The 15,051-nt window shown below is 68.3% G+C and carries 7 protein-coding genes and 5 pseudogenes; 5 read left to right on the forward strand and 7 right to left on the reverse strand.

Annotated elements, in window-relative coordinates; all coding sequences use genetic code 11:
* The first annotated feature begins 74 nt into the window (after positions 1–74).
* A pseudogene (gene secA / locus AV541_RS04455) lies at positions 75–3,067 on the forward strand (preprotein translocase subunit SecA).
* 63 nt (positions 3,068–3,130) lie between these two features.
* Here secA and AV541_RS04460 read toward each other — a convergent pair.
* Both AV541_RS04460 and AV541_RS04465 read right to left on the reverse strand, forming a co-directional pair.
* Positions 3,131–5,012: pseudogene (locus AV541_RS04460) on the reverse strand (acetate--CoA ligase).
* A pseudogene (locus AV541_RS04465) lies at positions 4,990–7,526 on the reverse strand (AMP-binding protein). Before AV541_RS04465 ends, AV541_RS04460 begins: the two co-directional pseudogenes overlap by 23 nt.
* 132 nt (positions 7,527–7,658) lie before the next feature.
* On the opposite strand from AV541_RS04465, the pseudogene acs reads away from it, so the two are divergent.
* Positions 7,659–9,604: pseudogene (gene acs, locus AV541_RS04470) on the forward strand (acetate--CoA ligase).
* Between the two features lie 257 nt (positions 9,605–9,861).
* Here acs and AV541_RS04475 read toward each other — a convergent pair.
* From AV541_RS04475 to AV541_RS04495, 5 genes and pseudogenes are all read right to left on the reverse strand, one after another.
* On the reverse strand, positions 9,862–10,161 hold the full coding sequence (locus AV541_RS04475; protein ID WP_008631348.1) for a hypothetical protein: 300 nt from the start codon (positions 10,159–10,161) through the stop codon (positions 9,862–9,864).
* A gap of 45 nt (positions 10,162–10,206) precedes the next feature.
* Entirely contained in the window at positions 10,207–11,478 is a 1,272-nt protein-coding gene (locus AV541_RS04480) for an IS256 family transposase (RefSeq protein ID WP_060384337.1), read from the reverse strand.
* Positions 11,479–11,555: 77 nt separating this feature from the next.
* Positions 11,556–11,944, reverse strand: a pseudogene (locus AV541_RS04485) (nuclear transport factor 2 family protein).
* A gap of 3 nt (positions 11,945–11,947) precedes the next feature.
* Positions 11,948–13,492 carry an acyl-CoA mutase large subunit family protein gene (locus AV541_RS04490; protein WP_060384338.1) on the reverse strand — a complete coding sequence of 515 codons (1,545 nt, stop codon included), beginning with the start codon at positions 13,490–13,492 and terminating at the stop codon, positions 11,948–11,950.
* A 9-nt stretch (positions 13,493–13,501) separates the two neighbouring features.
* A complete protein-coding gene (locus AV541_RS04495) occupies positions 13,502–13,639 on the reverse strand; it encodes a hypothetical protein (RefSeq protein ID WP_008631345.1) in 138 nt (45 codons plus the stop codon).
* A gap of 81 nt (positions 13,640–13,720) precedes the next feature.
* Between AV541_RS04495 and AV541_RS04500 the strand changes: the two genes are divergently transcribed.
* From AV541_RS04500 to minE, 3 genes are read left to right on the forward strand one after another with little or no spacing between them, the layout of a single operon-like run.
* Positions 13,721–14,026 (forward strand): winged helix-turn-helix transcriptional regulator, encoded by a 306-nt coding sequence (locus AV541_RS04500; RefSeq protein WP_008631344.1) that lies wholly within the window; start codon positions 13,721–13,723, stop codon positions 14,024–14,026.
* Positions 14,023–14,826 carry a septum site-determining protein MinD gene (minD, locus tag AV541_RS04505; protein WP_011173307.1) on the forward strand — a complete coding sequence of 268 codons (804 nt, stop codon included), beginning with the start codon at positions 14,023–14,025 and terminating at the stop codon, positions 14,824–14,826. Before AV541_RS04500 ends, minD begins: the two co-directional genes overlap by 4 nt.
* Positions 14,826–15,047, forward strand: a complete 222-nt coding sequence (gene minE / locus AV541_RS04510) for a cell division topological specificity factor MinE (protein WP_008631340.1) — start codon at positions 14,826–14,828, stop codon at positions 15,045–15,047. The genes minD and minE overlap by 1 nt, the downstream gene beginning before the upstream one ends.
* Positions 15,048–15,051 lie beyond the last annotated feature (4 nt).

A 15,051-nucleotide genomic window follows, 5' to 3' on the forward strand; every position in this document is an offset into this window, starting at 1 on the left:
CCCATGCTGGCGCAAGCCAGCATGGGGTGGTATAAAGGGGTTTCTCATCCCGAAGGGGTACAATCCCTTTTAGGATGCTAGGTCTTTTGCGCAGGCTCTTTGACAACAACGAGCGGGAGATCGCCCGCTACTACAAGCAGGTGGTGGAGCCGGTGAACCGCCTCGAGGCCGAAGTGGAGAAGCTCCCCGACCTCGCCGCCGCCTACCGGGAGCTCAAGGAGAAGTACGAGAAGGGGGCCTCCCTGGACGAGCTTCTCCCCATGGCCTTCGCCCTCACCCGGGAGTCCGCCAAGCGCTACCTGGGCATGCGCCACTTTGACGTCCAGCTCATCGGCGGGGCCGTCCTCCACGAGGGCAAGATCGCCGAGATGAAGACGGGGGAGGGCAAGACCCTGGTGGCCACCCTGGCCGTGGCCCTGAACGCCCTCACGGGCAAGGGCGTCCACGTGGTCACGGTGAACGACTACCTGGCCCGGCGCGACGCCGAGTGGATGGGGCCCGTCTACCGGGGCCTGGGCCTCTCCGTGGGGGTGATCCAGCACGCCTCCACCCCGGCGGAGCGCCGCAAGGCCTACCTTTGCGACGTCACCTACGTGACCAACGCCGAGCTCGGCTTTGACTACCTGCGGGACAACATGGCCATAAGCCCCGACCAGCTGGTCCTCCGCCACGATACCCCCTTGCACTACGCCATCATCGACGAGGTGGACTCCATCCTCATTGACGAGGCCCGCACCCCCCTCATCATCTCCGGCCCCGCCGAGAAGGCCACCGACCTCTACTACAAGATGGCGGAGATCGCCAAGAAGCTGGAGAGGGGCCTTCCCGCCGAGCCCGGGGTGCGGAAGGAGCCCACGGGGGACTACACCATTGAGGAGAAGAACCGCTCCGTCCACCTCACCCTCCAGGGCATCGCCAAGGCGGAGAAGCTCCTCGGCATTGAGGGCCTCTTCAGCCCGGAGAACATGGAGCTCGCCCACATGCTCATCCAGGCCATCCGGGCGAAGGAGCTCTACCACCGGGACCGGGACTACATCGTCCAAGACGGCCAGGTCATCATCGTGGACGAGTTCACGGGCCGCCTTATGCCGGGCCGCCGCTACGGGGAGGGCCTCCACCAGGCCATTGAGGCCAAGGAGGGGGTCAAGATCGAGCGGGAAAACCAGACCCTGGCCACCATCACCTACCAGAACTTCTTCCGCCTTTACGAGAAGCGGGCGGGCATGACCGGCACCGCCAAGACCGAGGAGAAGGAGTTCCAGGAGATCTACGGGATGGACGTGGTGGTGGTGCCCACCAACCGCCCCATGATCCGCAAGGACTTCCCCGACGTGGTCTACCGCACGGAGAAGGGGAAGTTCTACGCCGTGGTGGAGGAGATCGCCGAGAAGTACGAGCGGGGCCAGCCCGTTTTGGTGGGCACCATCAGCATTGAGAAATCCGAAAGGCTTTCCCAGATGCTCAAGGAGCCCAGGCTTTACCTCCCCCGGCTGGAGATGCGCCTGGAGCTCTTCAAGAAGGCGAGCCAGAAGCAGCAGGGCCCGGAGTGGGAGAGGCTCAGGAAGCTTTTGGAAAGGCCCGCCCAGCTCAAGGACGAGGACCTCGCCCCCTTTGAGGGGCTCATCCCGCCGAAGGGGAACCTGAGGACGGCCTGGGAGGGCCTGAAGCGGGCGGTGCACACCCTCGCCGTCCTCCGCCAGGGGATCCCCCACCAGGTCCTAAACGCCAAGCACCACGCCAGGGAAGCGGAGATCGTGGCCCAGGCGGGGCGGAGCAAGACGGTCACCATCGCCACCAACATGGCGGGGCGGGGCACGGACATCAAGCTCGGGGGAACCCCGAGTACCTGGCGGCGGCCCTTTTGGAGAAGGAGGGCTTTGACCGGTACGAGTGGAAGGTGGAGCTCTTCATCAAGAAGATGGTGGCGGGGAAGGAGGAGGAGGCCAGGGCCCTCGCCCAGGAGCTCGGGATCCGGGAGGAGCTTCTGGAAAGGATCCGCGAGATCCGGGAGGAGTGCAAGCAGGACGAGGAGCGGGTCCGGGCCCTGGGAGGGCTTTTCATCATCGGCACCGAGCGGCACGAGTCCCGCCGCATAGACAACCAGCTCCGCGGCCGCGCCGGGCGCCAGGGGGACCCCGGGGGAAGCCGCTTCTACGTGAGCTTTGACGACGATCTCATGCGCCTTTTCGCCTCCGACCGGGTCATCGCCATGCTGGACCGGATGGGCTTTGACGACTCCGAGCCCATTGAGCACCCCATGGTGACCCGGTCCATCGAGCGGGCCCAGAAGCGGGTGGAGGACCGGAACTTCGCCATCCGCAAGCAGCTTCTCCAGTTTGACGACGTCTTAAGCCGCCAGCGGGAGGTCATCTACGCCCAGCGCCGCCTGATCCTCCTCGGCAAGGACGAGGAGGTGAAGGAGGCCGCCATCGGCATGGTGGAGGAGACGGTGGCTTCTTTGGCGGAGAACTTCCTGAACCCCGAGGTCCACCCCGAGGACTGGGACCTCGAGGGCCTCAAGGCCACCCTCCTGGACACCGCGCCCCAGCTTCAGGACTTCCCCTTTGCGGAGCTTAGGGCCTTGAAGGCCGAGGAGGCGGTGGAGAGGCTCGTGGAGGCCGCTCTCAAGGCCTACCAGGCCCGCGAGGCCGAGCTTTCCCCGCCCCTGATGCGGGCCGTGGAGCGCTTCGTCATCCTCAACGTGGTGGACAACGCCTGGAAGGAGCACCTGCACAACCTGGACGTCCTCAGGCAGGGGATCTTCCTGCGGGGCTACGGCCAGAAGGACCCCTTCCAGGAGTACAAGATTGAGGCCACCCGCCTCTTCAACGAGATGGTGGCCTTCATCAAGAGCGAGGTGGCCAAGTTCCTCTTCCGCCTCAAGGTGGAGGCGGAGCCCGTGCGGCCCGTGCGGGAGGCGCCTTACGTGCCCGTGCCCGAGGCCAAGCCGGAGCCTTCCGAGGTCTTCGGGGTGGAAAGGAAGCGCGCCACCCCTCCGCCCCAGCCGGGCCTCTCCCGGGCGGAGCGGAGGCGGCTTATGCGCCAGGAGAAGAAGCGGAAGAAGTGAGGCCACCCCAGGCTGGCCCAGGCCAGCCTGGGGCCCCGGAAAGGCAGCCCAACAGGGCGAAGCCTACTCCTCGAGGGTGGAGAGGTCCCCGGGGTCCTTGCCCAGGGCCTGGGCCTTGAGGAGCCGCCTCAGGATCTTCCCCGAGCGGGTCTTGGGGAGCTTATCCAGGAAGACCACCTCGCTCGGCGTGGCGATGGGGCCGAGCTCCCGGCGCACGTGCTGGACGAGGGCCTCCTTCAGCTCCTCGGAGGGGGTTTGCCCAAGCCTAAGGACCACGAAGGCCTTGATGGCCTCCCCCTTCAAGGGGTCGGGGACGCCGATGACCGCGGCCTCGGCCACGGCGGGGTGGGAGACCAGGGCGCTTTCCACGTCGGCGGTACCGATGCGGTGCCCCGCGACGTTCAGCACGTCGTCCGCCCGGCCCAAGACGCTGAAGTACCCCTCCTCGTCCTTGCTCGCCACGTCCCCGCTGGCGTAGACGCCGCCTGGGATCTCCCGCCAGTACCGGAGGTAGCGCTCGTGGTTCCCCCAGACGGTGCGCATCATGTGGGGGAAGGGCCGCTTGAGGACGAGGAGGCCGCCCTGCCCCGGGGGCACGGGCCTCCCCTCCTCGTCCACCACCGCCGCCTCCACCCCGGGGAGGGCCACCCCGGCGAAGCCGGGCTTGGCGGGGAGGACCAGGAGGGTGCCCAGGGTGGGACCGCCGAGCTCCGTCTGCCACCAGTTGTCCGCCACGAAGCCCCGCCTGCCCCCGTCCACCAGGTGCTCGTAGGCCCACCTCATGGCCTCGGGGTTCAAGGGCTCCCCGGCCACGGCCAAAAGGCGCAAGGAGCTGAGGTCGTACTTCCTGGGCCACTCGGGGCCGTACCTCATGAACATGCGCACCGCCGTGGGGGCGGTGAACATCACGTTCACCCGGTACCGCTCCACCGCCTGCCAGAGGGCCCCGGGGTCGGGGTGGTCGGGGGCCCCTTCCCGGAGGACGGAGGTGATCCCCTCAAGAAGAGGGGCGTAGACGATGTAGGAGTGGCCCACGATCCAACCGATGTCGCTCGTGGCCCAGAAGACGTCGTCGTCCTTCACGTCAAAGAAGGTGCGCAGGTGGTAGGTGGTGCCCACCATGTACCCCCCGTGGACGTGGACCACGCCCTTGGGCTTTCCCGTGGAGCCCGAGGTGTAGAGGATGAAGAGGGGATGCTCGGCGTCCACCATCTCCGCCCGGGCCTCGGGGGGTTACCCCAAAGGAGCTCGTGGAAGTCGTAATGCCCCTCGGGAAGCTCCGCCTTGTAGGCCCGCTGGAACCAGACCACTTTTAGGGGAAGGTCCCGGATGGCCTCCTCGGCGATGCTCCTGAGGTCCACCCCTTTTCCCCGCCGGAAGCTTACGTCCCCGGCGATGAGGAGCTTGGCCTGGGCGTCCAGGATGCGCTCCCTCAGGGCCGAGACCCCAAGCCCGGCGTAGACCACGCTGTGGATGGCGCCGAGGTAGGCCGTGGCCAGCATGGCCATGACGCCCTCCAGGGTGAGGGGCATGTAGATCACCACCCGGTCCCCCTTTCCCACCCCGAGGCGCCTAAGCCCCGTGGCCAGGCGGCGCACCCGGTCCAGAAGCTCCCCGTAGGTGAGCTTCTCCTCCCGGCCGTCCTCGGCAAGGTAGAGGAGGGCCACCTTGTTCCTCAAGCCCCTTTCCACATTCCGCTCCAGGGCGTTGTAGACGGCGTTGGTGGTGCCCCCAAGAACCAGCGGTGCTCCGGGAGGTTCCACTCAAGAACCTTGGTGAAGGGCTTTTCCCAGTAGAAGCGCCCTGCCCAAGCGCCCCAGAAGCCCTCGGGGTCCTCGAGGCTTTTCCGGTACTCCGCCGCGTAGTCCTGGAGGTTGGCCTTCTTCCTCAAGTCCTCTGGTGCCCAAAGCCTTTCCTGAACCTTAAAGAGCTTTTCCAGCGCCATAGTCCTCCTCCAGTCCCGAGGTGTCCCCCGGGTCTAGGCCGAGAAGCTCCGCCTTGAGGAGCCGCCTCAGGACCTTCCCCGAGCGGGTCCGGGGAAGGCGTTCCCGGAAGAAGACCTTAGGCGGCGGGACGGGGCCCAGGTGCCGCAGGACGTGGGCCTGGAGCTTTTCCGCCAGGAGGGGCTTGAGCTCCTCGGGGAACTCCCGGGCCTGCGGTACCACGAAGACGGCGATCTCTTCCCCCGCCTCCCCCGGCACCCCCACCGCGGCCGCCTCCGCCACCTGGGGGTGGGTGAGGAGGACGGCCTCCACCTCCGCGGGGCCGATCCGGGCCTCGCCCACCTTGATGACCTCCTCGGTGCGGCCCAGGATGCGGAAGTACCCTTCCTCGTCCATCTCCGCGAGGTCCCCCGTCCAGTAGAGGCCTCCCCGCCAGGGGGAGCGCCCCCCCTGGAGGTCCACCATGTGGGCGGGCCCCGTGGCGCAAAGGACCAGATGCCCCTTTGCCCCAGGGGGAAGGGGCCTGCCCTCCTCGTCCACCACCTTCGCCTCCACCCCGGGGAGGGGGAGGCCCACGTGGCCGGGCTTGGCCGGGAGGGCGGGGGGCGTGGCCAGGGCGGGGGCCCCGAGCTCCGTCTGCCACCAGTTGTCCACGGGCCAGGCCAGGTGCTCCCGGGTCCAGCGCCAGATCTCGGGGCTCAGCACCTCGCCCACGCTCGCTGCCAGACGGAGGCCTGTGGGCCGGGCTTCCCCGTGGCGCCTCAGGGTCCGGAGCACCGCGGGGGAGGTGAGGAGGACGTCCACCCCGAGGTGGGCCAGGCGCTCGTAGAAGGCCCCGGGGCTCGGGTGGTCGGGCCGGTCCTCCACGAGGAGGGAGGTGCCGCCGAGGAGCAAGGGGGCGTAGAGGCCGAAGGAGTGGCCCACGATCCAGAAGAGGTCGGCGGTGGTGTGGAACACCTCTCCCGGCTTCAGGTCAAAGACGTGTCGGAGGGCCCAGGCGACCCCCACCATGTACCCCCCGTGGCCGTGGACCACGCCCTTGGGCTTCCCCGTGGAGCCCGAGGTGGGAAGGAGGAAGAGGGGGTGGGCCGCGGGCACGGGCTCGGGCTCGGCGGGCCGGGCCTCGTAAAGCCGCTCCAGAAACTCGTGGCTTCCCCGGACGTGCCAGAGGACCTTAAGGTCCAGGCCCTGGACCGCAGCCTCCACCACCTCCCGCACCCGCACCGGCTGGCCCCGGTAGAAGTAGGCGTCCGCCGCCACGAGGAGCCGGGGCCTCAGGTCCTCGAGGCGCCGCCTCAGGGCCTCCGGGCCCAGGCCCAGGGGCAGGGCCGCGTGCACCGCCCCGATCCGGGCGCAGGCCAGGGCGGCGAGGGCGGCCTCGAGACCCGTGGGCAGGTAGAGGGCCACCCTGTCCCCCGCCCCACCCCGAGGGCCCGGAAGAGCCCGGCGAGCCTGCTTGCAAGCTCCCGGACCTCCTTGTAGGTCCACTTGCCGAGCCGCCCTTCTCCGTCCAGGGTGAGGAGGGCGACCTGCTGGGCCTTTTCGGGGAGGTGCCGGTCCAGGGCGTTTAGGGCCACGTTGGTGAGGCCGCCCGCGAACCAGGTCCGGTCCTCCCGGCGGAAGACCGCCTTCCAGGGCCTCTCCCAGGCGAAACCCCGGGCGAAGCCTTCCCAGAAGGCTTCGGGGTCCTCGAGGCTTGCCCGGTGGGCGGCCCGGGGGTCGGGGAGGTTGGCGGCGCGGCGGAGGGCCTCGGGGGGGTCTATCCGCTCCACCCTTCCCGGCTCGGGGAGGGCGGGCGGGGGGGTGGGGGCCTCTTCCTCGGGCAGGACCTGGGCGGAGACCCGGGCCACCTCGGCCAGGGCCCGGGCCAGGCGGCCAAAGGCGAAGGGGAAGCGGCGCGAGGGCACCTTGACCCCTAAGGCCCCAAGGAGGCGCCCCTCCGGGCTCAGGAGGGGGACGGCCACCCCGGAGATCCCGAGGGCGTACTCTTCCATCTCCACCGCAAGCCCCGAGGCCCGGACGCGCTTCAGCTCCTCCTCGAGGGCCAGGGGGTCGGTGAGGGTGTAGGGGGTCTTGGGGGTGAGGGAGGGCAGGGGGAAGTCCCCGAAGGCGAGGAGCACCTTGCCCAGGGCGAGGGCGTGCCACTCCGGGGGCAGGGCCTCCCCCAGGGGGTGGAGCTGGCCCTGCCGCCCCCGGGTCTTGAGCCGCACCCCCTCTGGGGTGAGGAGGGCGAGGTAGCACCGCTCCCGGGTGCGGAGGTAGAGTTCCTCCAAGGCCTCCTCCAAGGGCGTGGGCTCCAAGGGGACGGGCTTTTGCCGCGCGAGCCGGAAGCCCCCTTCCTCCTTCACCACGAAGCCCTCCTCCATCAGGCTGTGGAGGAGGGCGTAGGCGGAGGAGAGGCTCTTCCCCAGGAGGCGGGCCACCTCCTTCGCCCCCACCCCTTCCGGGTGGTCGGCCAGGTAGGCCAGAAGGCGCAGGGCCTGCTGCACGGTGGAAAGCCCTCGCTTGCGCGCCATGGGTTGAGCTTATCCTCCCACCCCTTCGGACGCTGGGTCAAGAAACGCCCTCTTTGGGGCATGGCGCGAAAACCCCGCTTTCTTGACCCGCGCCTCGTCCTGCGCCTACCCTTCAAGGTAAAGGAGGGAGGCATGGACAGGCTGGAGTCGGTGCTCAAGGAGGAGCGGGTCTTTTACCCCAGCGAGGAGTTCCGCAAGCAGGCCCACATCAAGAGCGAGGAGGAGTACCAGCGCCTCTACGAGGAGAGCGTCCGCGACCCCGAGGGGTTCTGGGGACGGGTGGCCTCGGAGCTCCACTGGTTTGAACCCTGGCGGAAGGTCCTGGAAGGGGACCTGCCCCACCCCAAGTGGTTCGTGGGGGGAAGACCAACCTCTCCTACAACGCCCTGGACCGGCACGTGAAGACCTGGCGGCGCAACAAGGCGGCCATCGTTTGGGAGGGGGAGCCGGGGGAGGAGAGGGTCCTCACCTACCACGACCTCTGGCGCGAGGTGCAGAGGTTCGCCAACGTCCTTAAGCGCCTGGGGGTGAAGAAGGGCGACAGGGTCACCATCTACCTCCCCATGATCCCCGAGGCGGCCATCGCCATGCTCGCCTGCACCCGGATCGGGGCCGTCCACTCCGTGGTCTTCGGCGGCTTCTCCGCCGGGGCGCTGGCGGACCGGATCAAGGACGCCGAGGCCAAGGTCCTCATCACCGCCGACGGGGGCTTCCGCCGGGGCGGGATCGTCCCCCTCAAGCAGAACGCCGACGAGGCCCTAAAGGACGCCACGAGCGTGGAGCACGTGGTGGTGGTGCGCCGCACCGGGGAGGAGGTGCCCTGGACCCCGGGCCGGGACCACTGGTGGCACGAGCTCATGGAGGCCGCCCCCGACCGGTGCGATCCCGAACCCGTGGAGGCGGAGGAGCCCCTCTTCATCCTCTACACCTCCGGCTCCACCGGGAAGCCCAAGGGGGTGTTGCACACCACGGGCGGCTACATGACCTACGTCTACTACACCACCAAGCTGGTCTTTGACCTCAAGGACGAGGACGTTTACTGGTGCACCGCCGACGTGGGCTGGATCACGGGGCACTCCTATGTGGTCTACGGGCCCCTCCTCAACGGGGCCACCACGGTGATGTACGAGGGGGCCCCCAACTGGCCCGAGCCCGACCGCTTCTGGCAGATCGTGGACAAGTACGGGGTGACCGTCTTCTACACCGCCCCCACCGCCATCCGCAGCTTCATGAAGTGGGGCGAGGGCTGGCCGGGCAAGCACCGCCTGGACTCCTTGAGGCTCCTCGGCACCGTGGGTGAGCCCATCAACCCCGAGGCCTGGCTCTGGTACTACCACGTGATCGGCAAGGGCCGCTGCCCCATCGTGGACACCTGGTGGCAGACGGAGACGGGCGGCATCATGATCACCACCCTCCCCGGGGCCCACGCCATGAAGCCGGGGCACGCGGGGAAGCCCTTCTTCGGCGTGGTGCCCGAGATTTTGGACAGCGAGCACCGCCCCGTGGAGAACCCCGACGAGGGGGGCCACCTCTGCATCACCCGTCCCTGGCCCAGCATGCTCCGCACCGTCTGGGGCGACCCGGAGCGCTTCCTGCAGCAGTACTTCAGCCAGCACCCCGGGGTCTACTTCAGCGGCGACGGGGCCAAGCGGGACAAGGACGGGTACTACATGATCCTGGGCCGGGTGGACGACGTTCTGAACGTGGCCGGGCACCGCCTGGGCACCATGGAGATCGAGTCCGCCCTGGTCTCCCACCCCGCCGTGGCCGAGGCGGCGGTGGTGGGCAGGCCCGATCCCGTGAAGGGGGAGGCCATCGTGGCCTTCGTGACCCTAAAGGAGGGGCACACCCCCTCGGACGCCCTCAAGGAGGAGCTCAGGGCCCATGTGGCCAAGGTCATCGGCCCCATCGCCCGCCCGGACGAGATCCGCTTCACCGAGGCCCTGCCCAAGACCCGCTCCGGCAAGATCATGCGCCGCCTCCTGCGCCAGGTGGCCGCCGGGGAGAAGGAGATCAAGGGGGATACCTCCACCCTCGAGGACCTCTCCGTGGTGGAGCGGCTGAAGCAGGAGGCCTGATCGGACCCTACCGCCGGCGCCCCAGGGCGAAGAGGACCCCCCGAGACCCAAGGCGGCGAGCCCCGTGAGGGCGCTCGCCGCCCAAGGGGGGAGGTAGGCGGCGAGGAGGAGGTAAAAGGCGGCGAAGAGGAACCCCACCCCTCCGAGGGCCAGGCTGAAGGACAGGAGGAGGAAGAGGACCCCCTCCAGGAGGGCGAGGAGGTTCTTGCGGAACTCCCCGCCCAGGAGAAGGCCGAGAAGGGCGCGGAGAAGGGCCACTAGCGCTTGAGCAGCCGGCCCAGGAGCAGGCCCGCCGCGAAGAGGAGGGCCCCGGTGAGGAGGGGCCTCTCCTTGAGCCCGCCCTCGAGGCGCTTCAGGCTCTCCTGGAGCTGGCCCAAGAGCTCCTTGGCCTCGGCCTCCGCCGCCTCCGCCCCGGCCTTGATCCGCCCCTTTACCCCCTCCTTGCGCTCCATGAGCTCCGCCTTGAGGCTGTCCGCCAGCTTGGCCAGGTCCTCCTTGAGGCTCGCCAGATCCCGTTTCAGGCTGTCCAACTCCTTGCCGAACTCCGCTTCGGCCATAAATCCCACCTCCTTGGCCTCATTGTAAGGGATCGCCCGGTCGGGTCAAGAGTTATGTGTAAGAGTCTGTGTACGGGGGGCATACCGCTCCTGAAGCATCTTCTCCAGCACCTCCTTCACCTCCGAGAACCCCTTTAGTTTCCGTTCTGCCCACCTCCCTGCAAGATGTTCGCTTCGCGAAGCAGCCTGCCTCTCTGACTCCAGGTAAAGAAGCTTGTACACCGCCTCTTCCTTAGGAAACTTGTGGTCCCGCACCTTCGTCCCCCGCCGTAGCTCCCGGATAAACCGCTCCATCAGGTTGGTGCTCCGCAAGTACGGCCAAAGCACCTTGGGGTACCCGTAGAAGCGCAGGAAGGCTCCAGACTCCTCCACCCAAAGCCCCACCACCCCCGGGTACCGCGAACCCCAGGCGGCCTTCACCTCCTCCAAGGCCCCAAGAGCTTCTTCCCGGCTCTCCGCCCCGTACACCCGCCTCAGGTCCTCCGCCAGCAGGCCCCGGTCCCGCGCCCGCACCTGGGACAGGCTCCACCGCACCCCGTGCACCACGCACCGCTGCCACTCCGCCTGAGGGTAGACCCTGCGGATCGCCTTTCGGTGTTCGCCTGACGGCGAAGCAGCGGGAAGCCCGGGCAGCCCGTCGGTGATGAAGAGCAATACCCGCCGCAGGCCCCGCTGCCAAAGCTCCCCCAGGACCCCCTCCCATCCCAGGGCGCTCTCCGTGGGCAAAAGCCAGAACCCCAGGACCCGTCTCTCCCCATCAGGGGCGATGCCCAGGGCCACATACACGCTTTCCCGCACGATCCCTTCTCCTTCCCTGAAGACCTTTAGGGAAAGCCCGTCCAGGTAGACGAAGGCCATCTCCTCGGGCAAAGGCCGGGTGCGGAAGGCTCCTGCCGCCTCCAGGACCTCGTCCGTCAGGGCGCTCAGGGTCTCGTGGGAGTAGCGGTGGCCTAAGAGCAGGCTCAGTATCTCGGCCGCCTTGCGCTGACTGACCCCGGCGGCGTACAAGGCCACAGCTACTTCCCCCACGTCCACCAGGCGGCGGGCGTAGGGCTTAAGGAAAGCCGGGTAATACCGAGATTCCCGATCCCTAGGGACCTTCAGGTCCACCTGGCCGAAGGTGGTCTCCAGCTTGCGGGGGTAGTAGCCGTTCCTGCGCCCCCCGTGTACCTGCAAGAAGGCCGTCCGGTCCAGCTCCAGAACCGTCTGCAGAACCTCGGCTACTGTCTCCCGCACCGCTTCCCTCAGCAAGATCCGCAAGGTATCCTGGTCCACGGGGCACCTCCTCGTGCTAAGGTGTGCCCCCCTATTAAACACGGACCCTTACACATAAATCCTTACACGACCGATCGCCCGCCCCGGGGAGGGGCTAGGCGGTCCCCCGGCGGGAGGGCTCAGCCTCCGGCCGGGCTTTTGTGGACGTGGACCACCTTCCAGCCCTCGGGAAAACGCACCGCCACCCGGCTTTCGTTCACCGCCCGGTGCCTAAGCCCTTCCTCCGCCTCCACCGTGAGGAGGAGGGTGTAGCTGAAGATGGCCACGTCCCCGTAGCGCTGGAGGCGCCTTTCCAGGAGGTCCAGGCGGTAGGGCCTTCCCCCGTGGCCCAGCGCCGCTCGGTCATGTAGAGGTGGAAGGGAAGGCCGTCCAGGCGGTGGGGGGTGACGAACCACTCGTAGAGGGAGAGCTCCTCGTGGGTGGTGGCCCGGTAGCCCTCCGGGTCCCCGTCGTAGATGCTCTTTAGGTGCTTTTCCAGAAAATCCCAGAGCTCGGCTTCGCCCTCCATCCTTCACCTCCCGGGCTGGTACTCCCCCCACTCCTCCCGGAGCACCCCGGCCACCTCCCCCAGGGTGGCCCGGCGGCGGAAAGCCTCCAGCACGTGGGGGAAGAGGTTTTCGCTCCCCTTAGCCGCCTGGCGTAGGGCTTCCAGGCCCACCCGGACGCTCTGGCCGTCCCGCTTGGCCTTGAACTCGGCCAGCTCCCGCTTGCGCCTCTCGTGGAGCTCGGGGTCAATGCGCTGCACCGGCACCGGCTCGTTCAGGGGGCTATGGGGGTCATAGAAGCGGTTCACGCCCACGATGACCCGCTTCCCCTCCTCCACCTCCTTCTGGAACTGCCAGGCGGACTCCTCTATGGCCCGGCTGAAGTAGCCCGCCTCCACCGCGGCCACCGCGCCGCCCAAGGCGTCTATCTCGGCGATGAGCCTTTCCGCCTCCTTCTCCAGGGTGTCCGTGAGGTGCTCCACGTAGAAGCTCCCCCCTAGGGGGTCTATGGCCCGGGTGACCCCGCTCTCGTAGGCCAGGATCTGCTGGGTGCGGAGGGCCAGGAGGGCGCTTTTCTCCGTGGGCAGGCCCAGCGCCTCGTCGTAGGCGTTGGTGTGGAGGCTCTGCGTTCCCCCCAGCACCGCCGCCAGGGCCTGGTAGGCGGTGCGCACCACGTTGTTCAGGGGCTCCTGGGCGGTGAGGGTGGAGCCCCCGGTTTGGGTGTGGAAGCGCAGGGCCCAGCTCCTGGGGTCCTTGGCCCCGAACTCCTCCCGCATGATGCGGGCCCAAAGCCTCCGGGCGGCGCGGAACTTGGCCGCTTCCTCCAGGATGTCCCCGTGGGCGGCAAAGAAGAAGGAAAGCCTGGGGGCGAAGGCGTCCACGTCCAGGCCCCGCTCCAGGGCCGCCCGCACGTAGGCCTTGCCGTCGGCCAAGGTGAAGGCGATCTCCTGGGCGGCGGTGGCCCCCGCCTCGCGGATGTGGTAGCCGGAGATGCTGATGGTGTTCCACTTGGGCACGTGCTGGGCGCAGAACTCAAAGATGTCGGTCACGAGGCGCATGGAGGGGCCGGGCGGGTAGATGTAGGTGCCGCGGGCGAAGTACTCCTTGAGGATGTCGTTTTGCACCGTGCCCGAGACCTTGTCCCAGGGGACCCCTTGCGCCTCCGCCACCAGGAGGTAAAGGGCGAGGAGCATCATGGCGGGGGCGTTGATGGTCATGCTGGTGGAGACCTGGTCCAGGGGGATGCCGTCAAAGAGCTTCTGCATGTCCTCCAGGGTGGCGATGGACACCCCCACCCGCCCCACCTCCCCCACGCTCATGGGGTGGTCGGGGTCCAGGCCGAGCTGGGTGGGGAGGTCAAAGGCCACGGATAGCCCCGTCTGGCCCTGGGAGAGGAGGTAGCGGTAGCGGGCGTTGGACTCCTCGGCGGTGGAGAAGCCCGCGTACTGGCGCATGGTCCAGAGCCTTTCCAGGTACATCCGGGGGTAGATCCCCCGGGTGAAGGGGTACTCCCCGGGCCGGCCGAGCTTCTCCCGGTACCCCTCGGGGAGGGACTCAAAGAGGCCTTCCATGCCTTAGTTTTACCGCAGGAGGCCGAGGAGGAGGGTGAAGAGGAGGAGGGCCCCGAGGACGGCGAGGAGGGGAGGGAGGAGGAGGCTGTAGGCGGCCAGCACCAGGGCCAGGAAGTCCTTCCAGTCGGGCTTGGGTTCGCCCCGCATCCCCCCAAGGCTATACCGGGAGGGCCTTGGGGGACAAGGGCGTGGCTTTCAGGGAGGGAAGCGTTTTGGTACCATCGGGGCATGGGCCTTTCCAAGGGCGCGCGCAAGGTGCTGAAGGTCCTGGCCCGGAGGGGGGCCTCGGAGGTGCTCTGGGCCCTGGGCAAGGGGTCGGCGCGGTTCTCCGACCTCGAGGCCGTCCTCCGCCTCTCCCCCCGGACCCTGGCCGAGAGGCTCAGGGAGCTCCACCTCATGGGGTTCGTGGACCGACGGGCCTACGCGGAGGTGCCGCCCCGGGTAGAATATAGCCTCACGCCTAGGGGAAAGCGGGTCTTGGAGTTTTTGATGGAGCTGGACCGCGTGGTGGAAACCCTGGAGGAGGTACGGTGAAGGCGCGAGCCATCGTGGTGACTTCCGGCAAGGGCGGGGTGGGGAAGACCACCACCACCGCCAACCTCGGCGCTGCCTTGGCCAAGCTCGGGGAAAAGGTGGCCGTGGTGGACGTGGACGTGGGCCTCCGCAACCTGGACGTGGTCATGGGCCTCGAGGGCCGGGTGGTCTTTGACCTGGTGGACGTCCTCGAGGGCCGGGCCAGGCTCCGGCAGGCCCTCATCCGGGACAAGCGGGTGGAGAACCTCTTCCTCCTTCCCGCCTCCCAGACGAAGGACAAGGAGGCCCTGGACCCCGAGCGCTTCAAGGAGGTGGTGCGGGCCCTTTTGGAGGAGGAGGGGTTTGACCGGGTGCTCATCGACTCCCCGGCCGGCATCGAGAAGGGCTTCCAGACGGCGGCCGCCCCGGCGGAAGGGGCCTTGGTGGTGGTGAACCCCGAGGTTTCCAGTGTCCGCGACGCCGACCGGATCATCGGCCTTTTGGAGGCCCGGGAGGTGCGGGAGAACTTCCTCGTCATCAACCGCCTCCGCCCCAGGATGGTGGCCCGGGGGGACATGCTCTCCGTGGAGGACGTGGTGGAGATCCTGGGCCTGAAGCCCATCGGCATCATCCCAGAGGACGAGCAGGTGATCGTCTCCACCAACCAGGGGGAGCCCTTGGTCCTGAAGGGGACGGGCCCCGCCGCCCAGGCCTACATGGACACGGCGCGGCGCCTCCGGGGCGAGGAGGTGCCCTTCCGCGCCCTCGAGGACGCCCAGGGCCTTCTCGGGGTGCTGAAGCGCCTCTTTGGGGGTCGGTGATGTGGTGGCGCAGGAGGAGCAAGGAGAAGGCCAAGGAAAGGCTCAAGCTCGTGCTGGCCTACGACCGGGCGCGGCTTTCCCCGGGGATGGTGGAAAGCCTCAAGCGGGACCTCTTGGAGGTCCTCCGCCGCTACTTCCCCGCCCAGGAGGAGGGGCTTTCCGTGGCCCTGGAGGAGCGGGGGGAGAAGATGGTCCTGGTGGCGGACATCCCCTTGCGCTAGCGGG

The sequence above is a fragment of the Thermus parvatiensis genome (assembly GCF_001535545.1).
In the GTDB taxonomy this organism is placed as follows: domain Bacteria; phylum Deinococcota; class Deinococci; order Deinococcales; family Thermaceae; genus Thermus; species Thermus parvatiensis.